Origin of the sequence: Legionella longbeachae, from assembly GCF_004283175.1 — a bacterium.
Classification (GTDB): domain Bacteria; phylum Pseudomonadota; class Gammaproteobacteria; order Legionellales; family Legionellaceae; genus Legionella; species Legionella longbeachae.
On the sequence record NZ_RXNW01000008.1, the window covers coordinates 1 to 21,802 of the forward strand.

Here is a 21,802-nt window from a genome sequence, read left to right on the forward strand (position 1 = left end):
CCAGATCTTAATCCAATTGAGCATAAGTGGGCACAAGCTAAATCCATTCGTAGAAAAACTAATTGTACCATTGATCAACTTTTTCAAACCCATTGCCAATAATCATTTTATTATGCGTTGGCTATATTACTACCTGACTTGGCATTATGATACATCCCATTGTGAATATTTTGTTCTGTAATGATACAAAAATATCAGCATTGAAACACATCAATTTTATGTATATCTACTATTAATTTTTCAGTTATTTATTGATTATTTTAATAAATTAATACAAAAATCTACAGGACAAGCGCTCATGTACCTATTGTTTTTCGGTCACAAGGGGTTATAAGTCAAACAAAGGAAGCTGAATCATCTCATTTATTTTTTCTTGCCTTAATTTAACGCCTATACCCAATAATCTTACAGGCATATATTTTCTGGAAAAACCTTCTTGAATGAGCTGTTGTAAAATAATAAAGTCCATCTTATCGTGTACACATTCCACCGTAGTTTTCTGGAAATCATTAAATTTCAGTTTAACAAACAAACTATGAATTCCAGAAATTTTTCCTAGCCGTTGTATTCGTAATTCCAGACGTGCCATCAGTTTGGGCAAAGCAGCCAAACACGCCGCTCCATCAGGCAAGTCTTTGAGATAAGTTTCTTCTACACTGATGGATTTTCTAATGCGATCAGGATTGACAAGACGATGATCAATTCCTCGAGCTAATTCATAGAGTCTTTGTCCCATAACGCCGAATTCTTTGTATAAAGCGTCAATTGAATAGTGCTGTAGTTCACCACATGTTTTAATATTTAATGCATTTAATTTTTCCTCCATCCTGGGCCCTACCCCAAATAATTTACGCACCGGTAAATGATGCATAAATGCAGTAATTTCTTCTGGTCTAATCACCATTTGCCCATTAGGTTTATGCCAATCACTGGCGATTTTTGCCAAACTTTTGTTTGGAGCAATACCGGCACTCGCCGTAAGTCCTCGGGTTCGATAAATTCGCTCCCGCAGTTCTTGTGCTATCCAAGTCGCGCTTCCCTTGCATTGCATAGAATGAGTGACGTCAAGATAAGCCTCATCCAAGGATAACGGTTCAATAAGATCCGTGTATTCTGCAAATAAAGCGCGAATGTAGTGGCTTTCTTTTTGATAAACGTCCATTCGAACGGGTCGCAAGATGAGCTGTCGACATAATTTAATTGCCTGTGCTGTTGGCATTGCGGAACGTACTCCAAATTGGCGGGCTATATAATTACAAGTGGCAATAACCCCACGACGGTTGGCATCCCCTCCTACTGCAATAGGCTTATTTGCCAACTGAGGAAAATCTCGCATTTCAATCGCGGCATAAAAGCAATCCATATCAATATGGATTATTTTTCTGATTGGGTTTATAAGTTCCATAGATTGTCTTGTTTATTCGCTTAAAGCATGCCATCGATAGAGAGCACAGTTAATACAGCCGTATACATATCCAATTTTCGTTGATAAATTCCTCGTTAAATTAATTTTTTTCCTATTGTGGCCAGAGACCGCATATATCTCCGACTTAAATAACTTCTCGCGATGAGAAGTGATATGAAACACTTAGGGTAACTCATGAAGGACTAAAGTAACCACACCCCAAATCACCATCTCACTATCCTCATTAATATCAATAGGATTAAATTGGGGATTAGCAGGAAGCAATTGTACCTTGCCTGCCTTTTTGAACAAGCGTTTTACCGTTAGTTCACCATTAATTGCCGCAATCACAATACGGCCGTCTGATGGTTCTATGCTTCTATCGACTAAAAGCCAATCACCTGAAAAAATACCTGCCTCTACCATAGACTCACCTATCGCTTGTACCACAAATGTGTCGGAAGGATGCTTGATAAACTTCATATTTAAATCCAAATAACCCTCGATGTAATCATCAGCAGGTGAAGGAAATCCTGCTTGCACTTTACTGGAAAATATGGGTAATTGGTAATCCGGTTGGTTTTTTAATCGCACAAAATCCGCAAGCTGAGATACGGGTATACGAATAATTTTGGTTGGTTCGCCTCTGGGACGTCCAGCTCCTTCTCTTTTTCCACCTCGTGGAGACATGATGATCTCTTTTGATTTCTGTTACACATATCATAGACACAGAAAAAGATACTGTAAAGCCATCCCAGAGCTATATACGCTGAAATCAATACTAGGTCTTCGAAAATATTAAGAATTTTTTTTACTAGGATTCAAGTTTGCATTACAAAAGCTGTTACGATTGGAACTAGGGTACTCTTAGGAAAAGTCCAGAAATGGGATTGAGCTATTGAGCGACCCGAAACAAATCAAAATTCATTCTCTCAAAACTTACCTGTATTCATGGTAACACAAGCGACAAAACAGTTATTCTTCCAACTCTTTCATCTCATCAATCAATTGCATAAGTGAATAACATAATTGTTGTGTTCCCTCACCGCTGATGGCTGAAATAGCAAACACTTTATCTTTCCAATTAAGCCCTGTCACTATAGACTGGATCTTTTCCTCTCGACTTTTAGTGTCAGGTAAGGTATCCATTTTGTTCAACACCAACCACCGATTTTTTTTGAGTAGCTCTGGATTATATTGTGCCAGCTCGTTAATGATAGTTTGGGCGGAAGCGACAGGATCACTACCATCTATAGGTGCTACATCAATCACATGTAACAGCACGCAAGTACGAGAAAGATGTTTTAAAAAACGATGTCCAAGACCTGCTCCGGTAGAAGCACCTTCGATTAGACCAGGGATGTCCGCCATGACAAAACTCTTATGAGAAGAAACACTCACAACACCTAAACTAGGATGTAACGTGGTAAAAGGATAATCAGCAACTTTAGCTTTTGAGCTTGAAACAGCACGAATTAAAGTTGACTTTCCTGCATTAGGTAATCCTAATAATCCGACATCCGCCAAGACGCGCAATTCCAGCCGTAAATTCCTTGATTCCCCTAAACTTCCTTGGGTTGTTTGGCGTGGTGAACGATTAACACTACTCTTAAAGCGCGTATTTCCTAGGCCATGAAAACCACCTTGAGCAATTAATACCGGAACATTAGGCTCTTTAATATCACCCAACAATTCATCAGTATCCATATCATAAATCAGAGTTCCAACCGGAACTTTAATAATTAAATCATCGCCCTTTTTTCCCGTACAATTTCCACCCATTCCTTGCTGACCATTACCTGCTTTATAGTGACGCATATAACGAAAATCAATGAGTGTATTTAAATCAGTGCTGGCTTCAAAGTAAACACTACCACCATCTCCGCCATCTCCTCCATCGGGACCACCACGAGGTATGAATTTTTCGCGTCTGAAGCTTAAGCAACCATTTCCTCCATGGCCTGCTTCTATTTTTATTACTGCTTCATCAACGAATTTCATGGCCTACCTCAAAAATAAAAAACCCCGTTGCCGGGGCCAAAGACGACACTGCATTAGGGGATAAAAAAAACCTAATACAGCAAAAACTGGAAATTTTTTGCTTTTAAACCTGAGAACATTGCAGCAAAGCTACAATTCATCTATTCATATGTACTTTGAATCGCTCAGATTAATTTGCAGCTTCTTCTTTTTGTTCTGCAACAATAGTAACATACTTACGATTCTTGCTTCCTTTAACAACAAATTGTACTAAACCTTCAACCAAAGCAAACAAAGTATGATCGCGACCGCAACCAACACCAGGGCCTGGGTGAAAACGCGTACCACGTTGTCTTACGATAATTTCACCAGCGTTAACAAATTGACCACCAAAACGCTTCACACCAAGATACTTGGGATTCGAATCGCGGCCGTTACGAGTACTACCACCTGCTTTCTTATGAGCCATTGCTATTCCTCTCTTACTTACTTATCGCAGTAATTTTAACTTGCGAATAATATTGTCTGTGCCCCATTTGTTTCTTGTGGTGCTTGCGACGACGAAACTTAATAATTTTAACTTTTTTGTGGCGACCATGATCAAGCACTTCAGCTTTCACTGTAGCCTTATCGACTAGGGGAGATCCACAAACAATTTTATCGCCATCAGCGAGCATTAATACTTCTTTAAATTGTATTTCATTGCCAACATCTTCAGGCAGTAATTCAATTTTTAATACATCACCTTCCTTCACGGTGTATTGCTTACCGCCAGTTTTGATTACTGCATACATAATTTTTCTCCAACTCGCCTGCTTGGCTATCAAAAATTCAATAAAGTCGCATATTCTATGAAATTATGACTATGACTTCAAGTTCATTTTAAAATATTGTATACTTCGCCACCCTTTCCGGATTTTTATCCGGTATTTAGTCTGGTCGCGGATTAAATTTCAAAGGACTTAATCAATTTTAGGAGTATATAATGTCAAACATCCTTTTAGAAGCTCAAACAAGAACGGATATGGGGAAAGGTGCGAGCCGCCGCCTACGTCGTCTTGAAAATCAAGTACCAGCCGTAATCTATGGTGGCGATAAAAAACCCACTTCTATTCATTTTCAACATAACAAAGTAATCAAAGCGTTAGAAACTGAAAGTATTTACTCAAGTGTTTTTGATATTACTGTTGATGGTAAAGTAGAACACGTTATTTTAAAAGCATTACAACGCCATCCTTATAAACCTGTTGTGATGCATATGGATTTACAACGTGTTTCTAAAACTGATGTTCTTGTTAAATTAGTGCCGATTCATTTTATTAATGAAGAAAAAGCTCCTGGTATTAAAGCAGGTGGTATCATCAACCACACAATGACTCAAGTAGAAGTCCGTTGCCAAGCAAAAGACTTACCTGAATTTATTAATGTAGATATGTCTGAAGTTAAAGTTGATGATATAGTTCACTTATCTCACTTAAAATTACCTAAAGGAGTACAACTTACCGTTGATGTTACTGATGGAAGTCATGATGCACCTGTGGTAAGTATTCATATGCCTAAAGTAAGTGCAGCATCAGAAGAAGAAACTGCAGAGACTCCAGCCTCTGCTGTACCTACTGTTGACTCTGAGAAAAGTGAATAATAAAAATTTATATTCTTATTGTTACGTAATACAATAAATAGAACCTGGGTGAACTCGGAGCGGCTTGGAAACCTATTTAATTTTATCCTTGCCCACCGAGCTTCACCCAAGCAACATAAGCCCAAAATTACGATCATAGCAAAAAGAGCTTCCAATCCATGGCCATTAAACTAATTATCGGTTTACGTAATCCAGGCCCAGCTTATGAGCATACTCGCCATAACGCAGGGCAATGGCTAATCTCAGCATTAGCACAACGATATAGTATTTTCTTTAAACTCGAAAAAAAGATGCAGGCTGAGCTGGTTGATTTAGAATTAAATCAACATCTGTATAAATTGGCATTACCCACTACTTTTATGAATCATAGTGGTCAACCTACCCGACTTATAAGTCAATTTTATCGTATTCAACCTAATGAGATATTAATCGTCCATGATGAGTTAGATTTACCCGCAGGGCGCATTAAACTTAAAACAGGTGGAGGCCATGGAGGTCATAATGGCTTGAGAGATATAATTGCTCAATTAGGAAGTGCGGAATTTCACCGTATGCGTATTGGGATTGGCCATCCTGGACATAAAGACTTGGTCCATCAATTTGTACTCAGTAAACCTACAGCACAAGAAAGACAATTAACTTATGATGCGATTGACAGAGGTATTGCTGTAATGCCATTCATTTTCTCTGGTGATTTTGCCAAAGCAATGAATCAATTAAACGCTTAAGGGTTTGTGTAATTTTTGCACGCATCCTAAATTTAACATTTTTAGAGGTACTACATATGGGATTTAAATGTGGAATAGTGGGCTTGCCCAATGTTGGTAAATCAACTTTGTTTAATGCATTGACTAAAGCAGGCATTGAAGCAGCAAATTATCCTTTTTGTACTATTGAGCCCAATGTGGGAATTGTGACTGTTCCGGATCCACGGCTTGACGCCTTAAGTAAAATAGTCAACCCTCAGCAAGTGCTCCCGGCAACCATGCAATTTGTTGATATTGCAGGTATTGTTAAAGGAGCCTCAAAAGGAGAAGGATTAGGCAATCAGTTTTTAGCAAATATTCGTGAAACAGATGCAATTGCCCATGTAGTACGTTGCTTTGAAAATACGGATGTAGTTCATGTAGAAGGACATGTTCATCCATTGAGCGATATTGAAGTCATTAACACAGAATTGGCTTTAGCAGACATGGAAACTCTCGAAAAAGCCTTATTAAAAGCTGGAAAAAACAGTCGTAGTGGAAATAAAGAAGCGCTATTTGAAGTGAAAACATTAGAAAAAATTAAAGCGCATCTTGATGAAGGTTACCCAGTTCGTACACTTGAACTCACTGCTGAAGAAGAGCACATTTCACGTCGACTTTTCTTACTCACAGCAAAGCCCGTGCTTTATATCGCAAACGTTGATGATAATGGATATGAAAATAATCCGTTGCTGGAGCAGGTACGCGAATTGGCGCTACAGGAGAAAGCAAGTATTGTTGCTCTATGCGCAGCAACTGAAGCAGAACTCGTAGAGTTAGATGAGGCTGATCGCCAAGAGTTTATGGAAGATTTAGGATTAAGTGAACCTGGATTGCATCGGGTAATTCGAGCAGGCTATGAACTATTAGGATTACAAACTTATTTTACTGCGGGAGTTAAAGAAGTAAGAGCATGGACCATCTCTAAAGGAGCTACTGCCCCCCAAGCTGCAGGAGTAATCCATACGGACTTTGAAAAAGGCTTCATTCGTGCCGAAGTTATAGCGTATGATGCATTTATTCAATGCGGCGGCGAGCAAGGTGCTAAAGAAGCAGGTAAATTACGTTTAGAAGGTAAGGAATATATCGTTTGCGATGGTGATATCATGCATTTTCGCTTTAATGTATAATGAATCCAAGCCCAGTTTCACTTGACAATTCTTATGCTCAACTTTAGCATTTATTGATTGAGTCGTAGAGGACAAACAATGGCGATTGACAGTATACGCGCGCTAATTAATGACGATTTTAATGCCGTTAATAATTTAATTATTAATAAAATTGAATCGCAAATTGGCCTAATTGATAAAATGTCCCACCATATGATTGAGAGTGGTGGAAAAAGATTACGTCCATTGTTAGTTCTTCTAACAAGCAATGCCTGTGGCTATCAAGGTCAAGATCATATTGACCTCGCTGCAATGGTAGAGTTTTTTCATACAGCAACTTTATTGCATGATGATGTCATTGATGAATCTACATTGAGAAGAGGACGTCAAACAGCAAATAATATCTGGGGAAGCAAAGCAAGCATTTTAGTTGGCGATTATCTCTTTACTCAATCCATTGAATTAATGGTTGATATAAATAACCCAGAGGTGCTTAAGCTTTTCGCCAGAACAGCGCTTGAAATCAGTTGCGGTGAAGTGAAGCAATTAACGAATCGCCATAATCCTGCATTAACCTTTGAGGAGTATTTTGATGTAATTCGTGCCAAAACAGCCTTATTATTTGCAGCTGCCGCATGCATAGGCCCAATACTAAGCAACTCTTCTAAAGAAATGCAAAATGCTCTGTATGCCTATGGCTTACATCTAGGCAATGCGTTCCAACTCATAGATGATGCCCTGGATTATTGCTCTGATGCCAAAACGATTGGTAAAAATATAGGAGATGATCTTGCGGATGGAAAAGCAACCTTACCTTTAATTTATGCATTACAACATGGAACAGAAGTACAAAAACAGCAAATTGAAGAAAGCTTGAAACACGGCACATTAGACTTCTTACCCGAAATTCTCGGTGCGTTGGAAGAAACAAAAGCTATAGAATACACTAAAGGAATTGCTGCCAAGGAAGTGAATACTGCCATTTCCAACTTAGCCCTGCTGCCTGACTCAAAATATAAAAATGCGCTTATAGAGCTCGCACAATTTGCATTATTAAGAAGTTATTAATTTCAGGATTAACTTAGAGAGTATCTCTAGGGTGGAAAATTTCATTTTCAACACGGAGTGTAGCTCAGCCTGGTAGAGCACTGCCTTCGGGAGGCAGGGGTCGCAGGTTCAACTCCTGTCACTCCGACCAATGAAATCAGGTCTATTCCGAAGACAATCATCTGGATGACAAGGTTTTATTTTAAACTGGTATAAATATTCCTGCGGAAAATCTTTCAAATTAGCTGTAATAATTAGTTTGGATTTAGAAGCAATCGCAGCGGCTAATACATGTCTATCATGTACATCTGGCAACATTAGGTCCTTTTCAATTAAGTCATAATCCTCAACCAAACAATCTAATAAAGCATCAATCATATCGTTTTTTGTTTTTTCCAACCGCGCTCTGCTTTAATCCGTTCTATTTTTTATTAAATTATCAATCCATTCATTTAAGACTTTATGAGACCACTTTAATTGTACCAACTCATTTAGGGTGCACTCCATTAGCAAATCGCTAATTGGAGCAGGATAAAGGATACATGCATCACAATATGTTGATTATTAAATATTATAAATAACAAGTAGAAAGCTACGAACCAGGAGGTTGGAGGTTCGATGAATTCTAATAAATGGATCTCACAGCAAGATTTGTGCTATTATTGCGCACTGTGATTTTTCAGGGGGTTATTGTATGCCTACACCAACAGAGCAGCTAAAAGAATTATTATCGAATGGAACGACTAGCCATAATTTCAAACAATCAGCAATGGCCTTGGCAAGACAGGGGGCAGATATTACAGTGCGAGGTCGCTTTGGCTCACAACCTACTTTGCTCCATGTTCTTGTTCATCATAATGAGAATGGTGCAAATAATAACGAGATCGCTGAGCTAGTGGGTTTAAACGCGGCTGTTTTAACAACTAAAGATTATTTTAATAAAACTGCATGGCAATCACTACTGGATGCTATCGAACTTAAGCTATGTAGCTTTGATAGTTTCAAACAATCAGCAATGACCTTGGCGAAACAGGGAGCCGATATTACAACGCGAGGTCACTCTGGCTTTCAACCTACTGTGCTCCATATTCTTGTTCATCATAATCAGAATGGTGCAAATAATAACGAGATCGCTGAGCTAGTGGGTTTAAACGCCGCTGTTTTAACAGCTAAAGATTATTTTAATAAAACTGCATGGCAATCACTACTGGATGCTATCGAACTTGAGCTATGTAGCTTTGATAGTTTCAAACAATCAGCAATGACCTTGGCGAGACAGGGAGCCGATATTACAGCGGGAGGTCGCTCTGGCTTTCAACCTACTGTACTCCATATTCTTGTTCATCATAATCAGAATGGTGCAAATAATAACGAGATCGCTGAGCTAGTGGGTCTAAACGCGGCAGTTTTGGAAGGCAAAGATTATTTCGGCCGCACACCAATTCATTTATTATTGTCGGAAAATCACAATGCAACTATAGACGCTATTGAACAATTACTTTCAGAAACTAATTTGTATCTTGTAGACAACCAGGGAGCTACGCTTCTGCATACTGCATGTTATTCTGGAAATTTACCAGCCGTTGATTATCTTGTTAGCAAAGGGTTGAGTTTAACTGCATTAACAAACAGAAATGAGACTCTTATTCATTGTGCTGTGTCGTCTGGTAATGTGAGCCTGATCCAATGGTTGATCGATACTAAACAAATAGATATAAATGCAAAAGATCAATTTGGTGAAACAGCATTGCATCGTGCGAGCAAGCAAAATAACCGTGTGATGGTTGAATTGTTGGCTCGTAATGGAGCAGATCTCACTATTAAAAATAATAGTGGCCTCAGAGCATCTGTACTTGCTGCTTTAAAGGGATATTATGACTTAGTTCCTTATTTAGAGAATCCTAAGGCTGAATTTTTGCATGAAATTCAAGCTATGTATGATTATGGCGTACTGCTTAGAGATCAAGGTGCATCGAAAGGCCAAGTTGCGATTGATTTAGCTAATAAACTGACGATCATGGCAAATGAATTTTTTGACCAGGAACCCGAACAACGTAATTTTACAGAATTTAAATCACGATTTTCAGCATTACTACACAGCAAAGACCAAGAAATGAGTGCCTACCGTATTTCATGGGGAACAATAATTGGAAATATCGCAATTGCTTTGACAGGTATTGGGCTCTTATTCATTGCTGGGCAATTAATTCACTCAAAAGTAACAGAAAATCGCGCATTGTTCTTTTTCCAGAAGAGCAAAACCACAAGCGAAGAAAAAATTGCTGATGTTGATCATGCTGTAAATTGGATTGCTCAAAATGCTTAAAATAGGCGCCTCGTGAACAAGTTAGTCTTATGGTTATCGATGGGTTCTCTGCCTCGCAAATCAGATGCTACTTGAATGCATGGCGGCTTTGGTAGGTGAGAGCAACGAGTCAAAGCTGGAACTATCAAACCGTACTCTCGCTGCGCGCCATGGAAGGCTGAAAGTCGAGGCGCGTAATCCGCGATAGGTGCCACCTAAAAAGCGATGAAATCCAGTTCGTTGAATTTATCTAGACATACTTAAAATTTTTATCATTTTCAAAGAATTTGCCCCTATAAAAATTCTTTATTTAATACGAGAATGTCTTCATGCAACAACACAATTAAGGTATTGACGTCACCATTTATCTCTTATGAAAAGCGCAATTAAAAACTCCTTGAATCTTTAATTCTGTTTGTTTCACTCTCCTATTTAATCTCCTTGTAAAATGCGTCTTTTCCTCTGTATTTATTGGCTCATATTTTTTAACCGCATCTATGTATTCAAAATTTAGAATGAGAATCTGCGAGGACGGGCTTCAACCGAGTCTTTTATTTGTATTTCACTATATCTCCTTTTATATTTTTGTGTTAGATTCGCGCGCTCATCATTTTTGATATTTACATCATTTTTGATATTTTCATTCTTTTTCTTGTTTTCATTCTTTTTCTTGTTTTCATCGTCACTAAAAATTTTAGGTTTATTCATACTTGCTAATCGGCAACCTAAGGAATGTAGTCGTTCAAAAGAATTGCGAATGCCGTTATCAATAATCAAAGACACTTTACCTGATTTAGTTCCTACGCAACCTGGGGTATTTAATCCGGATGCTTCTTGAATTTTTTGGGATGCATTCAGTGTTCCATTAATTTTACAAAATAAATCTCTGCGGTAACCGATCTCATCATATTGTAAAAGCTTGCTTGTTTTGGAATGAAGTTTGGTAAATAAGATAAAACCATGTTGGTATACTTCGCTTTGCCCTGTTCTGTCTTTTCCGCTTTTACAATTATTACTTACAGCTCCTCCCATTGATTCGACTAATAATTTTTTTAAAGCAATGATATATTCCGCTTTATTGCGCGATAATGAAGGAGCTTCTTGCTTTTCATGATGATATTCGTCTAAAACCCTCAATATGTTGGTAATACTTTCTTTTTGTTGGGGTGTTAAATTGCAATTTTGAATCGTTTGAATGAATTCATTAAGTTTATTTTCTTGATCTGTATTTTTCGTGTCAAATAAGCCCCCTATATCTTGATTTAAGTTCAATTTCTGAATTACTGATTCTAAAAAAATATTAGCTTGAGTTACTAAGCCCTGAAATTGCTCATCACCCTGCATGCTGATCTTATTCCCTCGTGAATAACCATTAGTGCCATTGTTGTGATACATGCAAAAATAGTTTGAGGGGGCCTTATTCTCTGCTTGAATTGCAAAATTCATGGCATCTGTTTGGCCTTGAATTAAGGAGGCGTCTGCTTTCATAAGGGGAACACCTAAGGGTTTAATGGGGTCGCTTAATAACGATTGCATCAATACGGGAATTTTAGGTTGAATATTAGGGGCATCAAAAAATTTACCCCATAAACGTTTATGATTTTCTTGAGCTACTTTTTGCGTAAGCTCTAACAATTGTTTGGCATTATCTTGAGTGTTTTTTGATTGTCCGACTTCAGGCATTTCATAACTCACAGGAGTTGCCGATTTAACACTGCAATTGATGACTTCAGGGTTCTCATTCCCTTGCTTTAGCATTAAATAATTGATTCTAGCGTTTGGTAAACCGGGAGTATGCGTCATGGCTGAAGATTTAAATAGAGATTCAAAGTCGTGCCATTTTGCATCGCTTGGCTCAAGCGATTGAGGTATTTTAGATTTAAACCACTCTTGTTCAGCTTTACTGAGCTCAGTAAACCATTCAGGTTCTTCCCCCTGACGGTGTATTTTTAGATACTCCTTTTTTTGTTCGGAAGTAAGTTGATGATTAAGTTCAACATCTATCTGATAAATGGTTTCATTCTCAGACGTTTTTGTTTCGACAATTAGAATCTGATTTTTATTGTGCTCAGCTACAAAATATCGTTCTGCTTCGCGAATCTCTCGTATTATATTGCGATCCTTTGTACGAATTTCCTGTTCAATAGAAGCAGCTAATTTTCTGACAAAATGATCTATTTCAGTTTTGGGATCCAAAGTTGCTTGATTTTTATCATCACATATTTCATTACATTCATCAGCGAGGACTTTTTTAATGTTAGCTATTTCATGAGGTGCGTAACCTTGATGATCTAGAAGAGTTAAAACACCACCTATAATGCTTAACTTTCTAGTTTTGATGGAATATTGAATTTTTGTATTTTCTTCATTTAATTCTTGGGTTGGATCATATTTTATTTTAATGATGGTTTTGTCATTTGGAGAAGTTGGATCAATTCTAGTGTACGTCCATGGTATAGGATGTTTGAGTCGTTCGAATATTTGTAAATTATGTTCTAGAGTGGTATCTATGTTTTCTACAGTTATACTAAGAAGATCTTTATTTGTTCCAGCAATATTTCCATTAATCGCTGTTTTTATTTGCTCCCTAATTTCCTGAGAGATAGAAGTCATAGTCTCGAAGGAAGCTTTGGAAGTTGTCGGCTGCGTTGGGGCATTTGTTGGAGTACTAAGTTTCTTTGAATTGTGTGTATTTGGATTTTCGTAATAATCGATACACGCCTCCTTCAACGCATTTATTGATTTGGCCAGTCCTTTTTCACCCCCATAATAACGCGCGGAAGCACCGAGTGCGCCTGTTGCAGCAACACCGGCGCCGACGCCAATAGAGCCGGTTAAGCCTATGGTTCCAATCGCAGAGAGTAATAAACTACCCCCAGCAGTAGGTACAGCTAATGCTATACCAGCAACTACAAGTGCGGCATAAGCAAATAAGACTAAACTTGTACCCAAACTTTTCCAGAGGGTAGAAGGTTTTCCTGACGCATCAGTTGCTAGCTTAGCTAGCTCCTGAGCACCTTGAATTACTTGTTCAGGTTGTTCTCGATTCATTAAAATCTTATTAGTTTTTTGCAATATGCCTAATAACTTCGATTCATCCTCTTGATTATTTAGCTTTCTGATTTTTTCAATTTCTCTTAATACATCATAGCCTCTTAGCAAAAGCTCTTTTTCATTATTTTTGTTCCATCGGTTTAAATTTACTTTAAGAGTGTTAATCTGTGTATCTAAATCGTTAATCTGTGTATCTAAATTGTGATTTGTTTGAACCATTTTTTTAACCTCAATAAGTTCAATATCTTGCCTAAATTGTTTTAGACACTTGTGCAGAAATTGAAGTGCTTCCGGTTATTCTTTTACGTCCATGTACTTTTCTGCTTCTTGGAGACTCAAAACTACTTTATGACTAAATATTAATCTTTATAGGCATTAAATATCCAACCAATTATTTTTATATGCGATATGAAAAAATTGCATATGTGGAAAAACGAGAAGATTTATGAAGAAGAATGTTCTGTCGAAAATAGGAATTACAGTTAACACTATCGCCTAACAAAAATAATGATCACATTTAATATTGATGGCTGTGAGATGGATGCTTACCTATCGACTAAGCGATAGAAACATTGAAGAATCCGTCAGATTCTAATTCGTCGACTACCTTGTCTCTCATGCTCACTCTTGTTATTTATCATATTTCAGACTTATATAAAGTTTAGTAAATCATTCTTAAGAAAATGTGACATCTTCTTTAAGCAAGACTGAAGAGAATTGATGTAATATTATGAACTAGACCAATAATTTCTTAAGTAAATAAAGCAACATCAGCACACTTCTCAATAAAGTTGCCCACACATTCGGCAAATCTTCATCATCCTCATTTTTTCGGTTTCTATGAAATAAAAATAAGAATTTTGTTTTTACTGATACAGTTGCTGGATATTCTACAGATTGTTCACTTCAACTTTTCACGGCTGCTGTAAATAGCGTTGAAACAATGACTTTAACTTCGGAAATAGAAAACACTCTTTTAGCAATCGATGGTCAATTTACTGTTTGTGGCATCAAGCTATGCCATAAAACGGAAAATCCCATACAGTTATAGGAGTATGTAGCTATGGCTTGCAATGGTACACAGTAGGCACGTGCATCTTCCGAATGTGCTATTCAGATCACTCAAAAAATGCTCAATCCAAGAAAAAAATACATTCCATCCGGTTATAAAGTCTAAAAACCTGTAACAAATATCAGGTTTTCCCCGTTTTAGGTAATAAATTATTATTTTTTAAGGGAATTTTATCCTCTAATCCAAATTACATAAGGAAAGTGATGAATAAATTAAAAATATATTCTTTTTTATCGAGTGCTTTCATATTTTCAATGACCTCCCAAGCCGCATCCAAAGTCTTTATTGACGGGAACAACATGCACCATTATTTAACAAAAAATAATCACTCACTGGTCGGTAAAAATAGTGATTATCAATTTGTATTATCTAACAAAGTCACCTTACCCAACGGCGTTATTAAAAAAAAATACAGCCTATATTACAGAGAGATTCCGGTATTTAATGCAATGTTAACGAGTTCTGAATTAAATAACGTGGAAAACCATTGGTATGGCCAAATGATGATCGATATTAAGAAAGACATTCCCAATACAATACCCACTGTAAATTTCAAGGAAGTTTTAAAAATCGCAAAAAAGAATGCAGCACTGAAAAAAAATGACCCTATTACAAATGAGAGTGCACAGCTTTATGTACGAATTAATGAGAACAATAAGGCAGAATTGATTTATTTAGTTTCTTTTAATGTAGAAGGCTATAACGTTCAAAGACCTTACTCTATGGTTAACGCACATACAGGAGAGATCATAGCCTCCTGGAATGGACTCACAACTCGAGACGCAGAAGGACCCGGGGGGAATCAGAAGACTGGGGCTTATTATTATGGGAGAGACTATGGCTTCCTGAATGTATCGGATACCTGTCAAATGACGAATCAAGATGTAGATACATATGACATGAATAATCAGGTGACAGGGGGAACTATTTATCAATTTGCCTGCCCTTCCCGTAAGACTGACCGACCAGTACATAATGGAAAAGCAATAAATGGGGCATATTCCCCCCTTAATGATGCCCATTATTTTGCGGGAATTGTCCTTGATATGTATCGAAAATGGTTTTCCCTTAATCCGCTTCAATCCAAATTCCAGGTACGGGTACATTTTGCGACAAACTATGAGGGTGCGTTCTGGAATGGTCAACAAATGACCTTTGGGGATGGGGGGGCTTATACCTATCCTTTTACTGCCATAGATGTGATGGCACATGAAGTAAGTCACGGGGTCACTGAGTTTAATTCAGGACTTTTATATAAAGGTCAATCTGGAGGAATCAATGAGGCATTCTCGGATATGGCTGGGGAAACAGCAGAGTATTATGTGAACGCCCCATTAGGAAAAGAAAATGATTGGTTAGGAGGAGCTACTATAATGAAAAATCAAGTTGCAATGCGTTATTTTAAGAATCCTACCCTTGATGGTATGTCTATAGACAATGCTAAAAATTATAATGAATCCATGGATGTACATCATACATCAGGAGTATTTAATAAAGCCTTTTATACTTTGTCTACAACCCCCAGTTGGGATATTAGAAAGGCATTTGGTACCTTCTTACTTGCGAATCAAATGTATTGGCAACCCGAAGCCACTTTTAATAGTGCAGCATGTGGGGTAGCTAAGGCAGCGGCTGATCTTGGGTATGAAATAAATGACGTTCTTGCCAGTTTTAGTGTCGTGGGCGTGGATGCTAATTGTAATATAGATGATCCGGAAACCGGTACCGAAATTGAAATATCCAATGGGACCATTATAAATAACATTAAATTAGTTGCAGGTGATGAACATCGATATCTCATTAAGGTACCCGTGCTGAATAAATATCCTTTTAGTTATGACCTTCTTTCCATTCAAGTAACAGACAATCAAAATAACGCGAAAAATAGTGCTCAATTGTATGTTCGTTATGAAGATGGGACTTTAAAAAAAGTTCTATTTACAGGCAATGAATACATTAATATCAAAAAACCTGCCGCCGGAAATTATCATATTTTAATAAAGGGAATTGCTGCGAATACAGTTAACTTAACTGCTTTTTATGGCAATTTACAGTAATGCAGTATGAAATAATTTCTTATAGGGATTGGCTATTTAAGACATCAATTGCCAATCCTATTTAAACTGTTAGATGTAAAATCAATTCAAATGAGCAATCACAAAAAGGCCATGTAAGGAAAATATATAATTCAAGTGAACTCAATAGAGGTTTTTTTTAACTATTTGATTCATTATTTATTTCGATGAATCAAAAAATCCATCTATAACTCAAACTTTATAAAGTTAAGAATGAGTATGAATTTGAGGATAAATGATGCAAAGCATAAAAAAACGAATGGCAGAAGTAAAGTCAATACATGAGTTAAATACTCTATTAAAAAATTATTTTTGGAGTATAAGTATAAAAAGCTTTGCCTTTACCTATTATAATCAACACACCAAAACAGGAAGCAAATTGGTATATGAGTGGGCAACTACACCCCTGGATGCGTGGCATAAATATTATCTGCAAGAAGGTTATGCTGATATTGATCGTACTCTTGAAGCCACAGAACAATCTTTATTGCCTATTTTTTGGGATGTGAAAGAACAATTACGTTTGGCTAAAAATAAAAGAATGCGGCGGTTTAAACAAGAGTCTCTTATCTTTGGGCTTGATAAGGGATTATGCATTCCTTTACATGGTCCTAAAGGTGAATTTGTCATTTTGGTGTTACATCAGCGAATTAATGAACATGGTTTAAAAAATTGGGAAAATCATGTGGATACTTGGCTTGGCATCTTACACACCTATTTTCATTTTTTAAGGTTACTGTTGAATGAAAAAAAAATAGGTGTAGTGCCTCTGACAAAACGTGAACAAGAATGCTTGAGACTAACTGCCGAGGGATTCCGTTTGGAACTGATTGCACAATTATTAAAAATTAGTAAGCGTACCGTGAATTTTCATTTACAAAACGCCAATAAAAAACTCGGGGTTACCAATAAATATTTAGCTATTATGGCTCTATGGAATCATGATCCTCGAGTAAACCATAATAAGCCCAATAAAATTTGAATCCAATAATAAAAAATAAGTTTCAAGATTACCGAAAAGATCAGACATATCCAGCAATCGACTATCATGTATACACAAATAAAGAAAGGACTGCTCTAGCTCTGGAATACAACGAACCCCAAAAGTGCCATTGTATCCTTTTTTGTATTTTATTAGTTACCTCTTCTCTTAAAAGGGATCCGCCGGCGAAATGGTTTCAACCTGAGCCGTTTGTATCAATTCACCTCATGAATTACTCCCCTTTCCCCTTTTTGCAATGGATTAAGCCATTCACAAGTAAAACATCCTGATCATGTGAACGATGTCATTAGATCTTTCAATTTGGTATAATAAAGCTAAAGTTTGATTGCTCTTCAAGATGCTGTAGATAACAAAACCAACAACACCAAAAAAATTTATCATGTACGCAATTTAAAAGTAATGCTGGATAGCGAGCCTCTAAGGGTCGATGGAATTGTCTCAAAATTTTTTAACCAGGCAATTAAACGAACTATTGATAAATTTCCTGATGAGTTCATGTTCCAACTTAATGAAACTGAGTTTGATTGCTTTTGATCACCAATAGATATCTCAAGTTGGCATGAAGGGTAGAAGATATTTGCCCTATGTTTTTAAAGAACAAGGTATTGCCATGCTTTCTGCAGCATTAAGAAGTGAAACTGCAATTGACGTTAGTATCCACAGGAATATGGGCGAGGAATGCATTCAGCAATAAAGCAATCAATTTTATTCAATATACAATAACAGAAATATCAAAAATGAGTTATTTAAAATAATTAAATCTAATAAGGTAATTATCAATGTCTAAAAATATCAAAATTCTCGTCATTGGCGCTGGTGTAGCTGGCCCTGCTGTTTGTTATTGGCTAAGAAGGTTTGGTTTTTCTCCTGTTTTGATTGAAAAATATGCGTCTATTAGAAAAGGGGGTCAGGCACTGGATGTTCGTGGCATAGCAACTCATATCGCCAGAGAAATGGGTATCTATGATCAAATATGTGAGATGCGCACGCGAATAGAGCGCGGTCGCTTTGTAGACTCATCGGGTAAAGTGCTGCATGAAGAACAGGGTGAGAAATTCGGGTTTAGGCAAGATGACGAAGTCGAAATTCTCCGTGGTGATTTGGTTGAAATCCTGATGAAAACAATTGCTGATGTCCCTTGTTATTTCAATCAATCCATTATTAGCATTGAGCAGAATGCTGATAACGTTACCGTTATTTTCATGGATGGCAGGATTGAACAATATGATCTGGTGATCGCTGCAGATGGGATTCACTCTGCTATAAGGCGCATGATTTTTGAAAAAAATGAATATCAGTTAATTCACCTTGGCGCATATCTCAGTACATTTACCATTCCAAATTACCTTGGCTTGAGTCACATAGATCTGGAATGTGAGGCTAATAATAAATTAGTCTCAATAAATAGCGATAACAATCCTGAAATAGCAAGAGCAGGATTTATGTTCCGTTCCCAGCATCTCCTGAATGACATCCGTGATGAGCAGGAACAAAAGCAATTCCTACGTGATACTTTTCGCGATTTTGGCTGGGAAACACAAAATATTTTAAATCGAATGCCAGAAAGCAATGATTTTTATTTTGATGCGATTACGCAAGTAAAAATGAATAGTTGGACCAAAGGTCGAATAGCGCTTGTCGGTGATGCAGGCTATTGTCCTTCTCCGTTATCTGGCCAAGGGAATAATTTGGCATTCGTTGGAGCATATATACTGGCGGGAGAATTAAAAGTTGCTAATGGAAATTATACCCGAGCGTTTACTCGTTATAATGCACTGCTACGTTCCTTCGTTGATGCCAATCAAAAATTTGGTGTTTGGGTCAGTGAATCATTCCTTGTAAAAGATGAAGTTTCCAAGGAAATTGCAGAAGAACGCTCGAACAAAATCCTAGCCATGATAAAATCAATTTCGAATGGGATTACCTTACCTCAATATGAATCATCATAGTGGACTATGGAGTTTAATTATCAGACACTCATTTTGAGTGTTTGAATTTGCTTATCAGCACTGAGTAGATTGGATATTCTTGTCAATGATAATGTCGCCGCGGAAGCAACAAAAATTCCTGGCGTGAATGTAAGAATAAATAAGATTAATCAGCTAACGCCCTTAAATGTATACCTTGAGATTTTGGGGCATATGTTCAATTGCAGGTGTTTGTTCCTAAATGTAAAAGTTAAGGAACAAATCGCTGTAAAGTCCAATTTTCATCAGTACATATTGCAGTTATTGAGTCCGACAACCGATGCTCATTTAATTGATAAAGTTTTATCTCGTCAGGAACAATCATATAACCAATATACTCTCGCGGTCGTTCTGGGAGTGTTTTTTTATATTGCTCCTTTAAGGTAAATAACTCTTCATCTAACTCCTGTTGTTTCTTTATCAATTGCCCAGACTTTGTGCCATAGACTAAAAAACGTAACCTGCGCTCTTGATCATAAGTATCCCAGTTTTTTAAATTTTCATGTTCCCCAAGTGCCCTTACTCTACCAAAAACCGTAATTTGTCTTTGTGTATTCGGTAACATAAAAGTAAAAGAAGTATAGGGATTAACAAAAATATGCGCTACTTTTGCGCTACCCAGCTGCGTAAAAAAAAGAAACCCGTGTTCGTTTATTTCACGAATAGCTACTGTGCGGCTTCTTGGCAATCCATTTTCATCTACTGTGGCTAAACCCCCCATCATAAAGGGTAGATTTTCTGCCTCTACCCAAACCTTAATTAATCTTAACAACCAACCAAAATCAACTTGTTCAGGTAACTCTTCTAGAAAACAGTCTCTGTCAGTGAATCGCATTTTTATATCACTTTTTCTACTCAGATGAGTTGAATTATATTACTACTTAAGCAATCATCATAATTCAATCTTTAACTCTTCTCATTTTATGTGTAAGTTAATGTGTGTTATTTTGATAGAGTTTTTTTTAGCGGTAATAATAATCGTTTCTGAGTTTGACAGAATAGTTTTTGATCAACTAAAAAGCAACATCCCCTGAATCATCGTACGAAGTTTAGGCTTGTTATAATTCCTATGTTGTAGCTTGCTCTCCTGTAGCTTAATCATAGCTCATCACTTAGCATGAGTATCGCCATTGCAAACCCGTTTGAGTAGTTGCTATGAGAACTACCCTAATATGGGTTTACTACTATTTATCAATCCATTAGAGCGCCGAATTTCATTCAAACGTTTCCTGGATTTTGGGTACCATTTGTCAACACACCCTAATAGATGAAAACTCAAAAGTTTGGGATAGATAAAAAATTGGATTAACTGGCAATAGCTCCATAAATGGCTTTATATTCATTTGTTAAGGCAGCCCATAATCGATCACCATATGAGAAATGCCACCATTCATTAGGATAATTAACAAAACCAAGATCGAGCATTATCTCTAAAAGAATCATTCTATTTTTAAATGCTACTCTTGAAATATTTTTAGAGTGCGTTTTACAAATATCGGGATCGACTTTATACCAATCTTTAATTTCCATGCCTAAATTAATTAAATTGCCATTGATATCAATTAACTCTAAATCAACTGCGCCACCTGTACTATGTGGTGGAATAATCGGTGTACCATCATATGAGTATATTGGACAAACAAGTTTGCTGGCGTCAATGAAAAGTTCCTCTTCATTTCTGTGAGGCTTTTGGGATTTTAACCTATTGATTTGTTGGTTAAATAATATTTTTTGAACACGTAGACTTCGCAATCCTTCGTATACTTTAAATTTCCAATTACAAGGAAGCATGTTTTGAGCGATAAGAAGTTTTTCATAAACTGATTTTCGAATTTTTGTGTAATCATTATATGTTAATGGGGTATCAGGTGGAGAGCCAAATAACAAATATTGTTGATCCTTTAAATCCACTAGAGGTTCATTGTTTTCATGGATTGGAATTGTATTAATCTTGATATCATTAAGCATTAATTTATTCATAAGAAATTATTTTGGATTAAATAATAAATTTTTATGCGTGCTAGCTCAATGGTTCTTGTTTTTATTAATTTTTATTCTATAAAACGCTCCACTCTCTAACACATGAAATGTTTTGATTCGTTTTAGAATTCGCTTCAATACAGTGAACATAATAATTAGCTTTAGCTAATTTCTTGATCTGATTTATATTTTGTTGCACAGTAGGATTTTTTTGCAGTATTTGATTTTGCTCGCGTCTGATTTGGTCCACTGCTTCGCCAGTGTGATTAAACTCCCACTTAAAAACTGAACGTGCCCATTGCTTCTGTGGAATTGAAGATAACTAACTCGATCTGCAGTAATTTTGCAACAACATTAATAAATAATAAACACATTATTTTTTCTGTGTTAAGCTTGACTCATATAAGAAAAGTGAGC

At 36.8% G+C, this 21,802-nt stretch carries 18 protein-coding genes and 1 tRNA gene; 10 read left to right on the top strand and 9 right to left on the bottom strand.

Going from position 1 to position 21,802, the window contains the following annotated elements; translation table 11 throughout:
* Window positions 1–328: 328 nt before the first annotated feature.
* From dinB to rplU, 5 genes are all read right to left on the bottom strand, one after another.
* Window positions 329–1,396 (bottom strand): DNA polymerase IV, encoded by a 1,068-nt coding sequence (gene dinB / locus EKG34_RS09155; RefSeq protein ID WP_085956292.1) that lies wholly within the window; start codon window positions 1,394–1,396, stop codon window positions 329–331.
* A 192-nt stretch (window positions 1,397–1,588) separates the two neighbouring features.
* Entirely contained in the window at window positions 1,589–2,095 is a 507-nt protein-coding gene (locus EKG34_RS09160; RefSeq protein WP_003635433.1) for a LexA family protein, read from the bottom strand.
* A 285-nt stretch (window positions 2,096–2,380) separates the two neighbouring features.
* Window positions 2,381–3,406 (bottom strand): Obg family GTPase CgtA, encoded by a 1,026-nt coding sequence (gene cgtA, locus EKG34_RS09165; protein WP_003635431.1) that lies wholly within the window; start codon window positions 3,404–3,406, stop codon window positions 2,381–2,383.
* A 169-nt stretch (window positions 3,407–3,575) separates the two neighbouring features.
* A complete protein-coding gene (gene rpmA / locus EKG34_RS09170) occupies window positions 3,576–3,854 on the bottom strand; it encodes a 50S ribosomal protein L27 (RefSeq protein ID WP_003635429.1) in 279 nt (92 codons plus the stop codon).
* 13 nt (window positions 3,855–3,867) lie between these two features.
* On the bottom strand, window positions 3,868–4,179 hold the full coding sequence (rplU, locus tag EKG34_RS09175) for a 50S ribosomal protein L21 (RefSeq protein ID WP_003635427.1): 312 nt from the start codon (window positions 4,177–4,179) through the stop codon (window positions 3,868–3,870).
* A 191-nt stretch (window positions 4,180–4,370) separates the two neighbouring features.
* On the opposite strand from rplU, the gene EKG34_RS09180 reads away from it, so the two are divergent.
* The 5 genes from EKG34_RS09180 to EKG34_RS09200 all read left to right on the top strand — a co-directional run bounded on the left by EKG34_RS09180 (window position 4,371) and on the right by EKG34_RS09200 (window position 8,080).
* Entirely contained in the window at window positions 4,371–5,027 is a 657-nt protein-coding gene (locus EKG34_RS09180; RefSeq protein WP_003635425.1) for a 50S ribosomal protein L25/general stress protein Ctc, read from the top strand.
* Between the two features lie 158 nt (window positions 5,028–5,185).
* Window positions 5,186–5,755 (top strand): aminoacyl-tRNA hydrolase, encoded by a 570-nt coding sequence (pth, locus tag EKG34_RS09185; protein ID WP_012979347.1) that lies wholly within the window; start codon window positions 5,186–5,188, stop codon window positions 5,753–5,755.
* Window positions 5,756–5,811: 56 nt separating this feature from the next.
* Entirely contained in the window at window positions 5,812–6,903 is a 1,092-nt protein-coding gene (ychF, locus tag EKG34_RS09190; protein WP_003635422.1) for a redox-regulated ATPase YchF, read from the top strand.
* Between the two features lie 78 nt (window positions 6,904–6,981).
* A complete protein-coding gene (locus tag EKG34_RS09195) occupies window positions 6,982–7,950 on the top strand; it encodes a polyprenyl synthetase family protein (RefSeq protein ID WP_003635421.1) in 969 nt (322 codons plus the stop codon).
* A 53-nt stretch (window positions 7,951–8,003) separates the two neighbouring features.
* Window positions 8,004–8,080, top strand: a tRNA-Pro gene (locus EKG34_RS09200).
* On the opposite strand, the gene EKG34_RS09205 is transcribed toward EKG34_RS09200, so the two are convergent.
* Window positions 8,059–8,328 carry a hypothetical protein gene (locus EKG34_RS09205; RefSeq protein ID WP_080619950.1) on the bottom strand — a complete coding sequence of 90 codons (270 nt, stop codon included), beginning with the start codon at window positions 8,326–8,328 and terminating at the stop codon, window positions 8,059–8,061. The genes EKG34_RS09200 and EKG34_RS09205 overlap by 22 nt on opposite strands.
* Window positions 8,329–8,623: 295 nt before the next feature.
* On the opposite strand from EKG34_RS09205, the gene EKG34_RS09210 reads away from it, so the two are divergent.
* Window positions 8,624–10,255, top strand: coding sequence for an ankyrin repeat domain-containing protein (locus EKG34_RS09210; protein WP_012979348.1), 1,632 nt, complete (start codon window positions 8,624–8,626; stop codon window positions 10,253–10,255).
* Between the two features lie 489 nt (window positions 10,256–10,744).
* On the opposite strand, the gene EKG34_RS09215 is transcribed toward EKG34_RS09210, so the two are convergent.
* Window positions 10,745–13,507, bottom strand: a complete 2,763-nt coding sequence (locus tag EKG34_RS09215; RefSeq protein ID WP_003635416.1) for a hypothetical protein — start codon at window positions 13,505–13,507, stop codon at window positions 10,745–10,747.
* A 1,056-nt stretch (window positions 13,508–14,563) separates the two neighbouring features.
* On the opposite strand from EKG34_RS09215, the gene EKG34_RS09220 reads away from it, so the two are divergent.
* The 4 genes from EKG34_RS09220 (at window position 14,564) to EKG34_RS09235 (ending at window position 19,387) form a co-directional block, all read left to right on the top strand.
* Window positions 14,564–16,417, top strand: coding sequence for a M4 family metallopeptidase (locus EKG34_RS09220; RefSeq protein WP_003635412.1), 1,854 nt, complete (start codon window positions 14,564–14,566; stop codon window positions 16,415–16,417).
* Between the two features lie 253 nt (window positions 16,418–16,670).
* Window positions 16,671–17,417: a helix-turn-helix transcriptional regulator gene (locus EKG34_RS09225; protein ID WP_012979349.1), complete on the top strand. Its 747-nt coding sequence runs from the start codon at window positions 16,671–16,673 to the stop codon at window positions 17,415–17,417.
* A gap of 342 nt (window positions 17,418–17,759) precedes the next feature.
* Window positions 17,760–17,972 (top strand): ORF6N domain-containing protein, encoded by a 213-nt coding sequence (locus EKG34_RS09230; RefSeq protein WP_003635408.1) that lies wholly within the window; start codon window positions 17,760–17,762, stop codon window positions 17,970–17,972.
* Window positions 17,973–18,217: 245 nt separating this feature from the next.
* Window positions 18,218–19,387 (top strand): tetracycline destructase Tet(56), encoded by a 1,170-nt coding sequence (locus EKG34_RS09235; protein ID WP_003635403.1) that lies wholly within the window; start codon window positions 18,218–18,220, stop codon window positions 19,385–19,387.
* Window positions 19,388–19,616: 229 nt separating this feature from the next.
* Here EKG34_RS09235 and EKG34_RS09240 read toward each other — a convergent pair whose 3' ends face one another.
* Window positions 19,617–20,240, bottom strand: coding sequence for a pyridoxamine 5'-phosphate oxidase family protein (locus EKG34_RS09240; protein ID WP_003635401.1), 624 nt, complete (start codon window positions 20,238–20,240; stop codon window positions 19,617–19,619).
* 470 nt (window positions 20,241–20,710) lie between these two features.
* Window positions 20,711–21,385, bottom strand: a complete 675-nt coding sequence (locus tag EKG34_RS09245) for a M15 family metallopeptidase (protein ID WP_012979350.1) — start codon at window positions 21,383–21,385, stop codon at window positions 20,711–20,713.
* Window positions 21,386–21,802: the final 417 nt, after the last annotated feature.

Coding starts and splice junctions, on each gene's coding strand:
- EKG34_RS09160 (WP_003635433.1), bottom strand. CDS start 2,095: ATGTCTCCACGAGGTGGAAAAAGAGAAGGAGCTGGACGTCCCAGAGGC.
- EKG34_RS09220 (WP_003635412.1), top strand. CDS start 14,564: ATGAATAAATTAAAAATATATTCTTTTTTATCGAGTGCTTTCATATTT.
- rpmA (WP_003635429.1), bottom strand. CDS start 3,854: ATGGCTCATAAGAAAGCAGGTGGTAGTACTCGTAACGGCCGCGATTCG.
- EKG34_RS09235 (WP_003635403.1), top strand. CDS start 18,218: ATGTCTAAAAATATCAAAATTCTCGTCATTGGCGCTGGTGTAGCTGGC.
- EKG34_RS09215 (WP_003635416.1), bottom strand. CDS start 13,507: ATGGTTCAAACAAATCACAATTTAGATACACAGATTAACGATTTAGAT.
- pth (WP_012979347.1), top strand. CDS start 5,186: ATGGCCATTAAACTAATTATCGGTTTACGTAATCCAGGCCCAGCTTAT.
- ychF (WP_003635422.1), top strand. CDS start 5,812: ATGGGATTTAAATGTGGAATAGTGGGCTTGCCCAATGTTGGTAAATCA.
- EKG34_RS09195 (WP_003635421.1), top strand. CDS start 6,982: ATGGCGATTGACAGTATACGCGCGCTAATTAATGACGATTTTAATGCC.
- EKG34_RS09210 (WP_012979348.1), top strand. CDS start 8,624: ATGCCTACACCAACAGAGCAGCTAAAAGAATTATTATCGAATGGAACG.
- EKG34_RS09225 (WP_012979349.1), top strand. CDS start 16,671: ATGATGCAAAGCATAAAAAAACGAATGGCAGAAGTAAAGTCAATACAT.
- cgtA (WP_003635431.1), bottom strand. CDS start 3,406: ATGAAATTCGTTGATGAAGCAGTAATAAAAATAGAAGCAGGCCATGGA.
- EKG34_RS09245 (WP_012979350.1), bottom strand. CDS start 21,385: ATGAATAAATTAATGCTTAATGATATCAAGATTAATACAATTCCAATC.
- EKG34_RS09180 (WP_003635425.1), top strand. CDS start 4,371: ATGTCAAACATCCTTTTAGAAGCTCAAACAAGAACGGATATGGGGAAA.
- rplU (WP_003635427.1), bottom strand. CDS start 4,179: ATGTATGCAGTAATCAAAACTGGCGGTAAGCAATACACCGTGAAGGAA.
- EKG34_RS09240 (WP_003635401.1), bottom strand. CDS start 20,240: ATGCGATTCACTGACAGAGACTGTTTTCTAGAAGAGTTACCTGAACAA.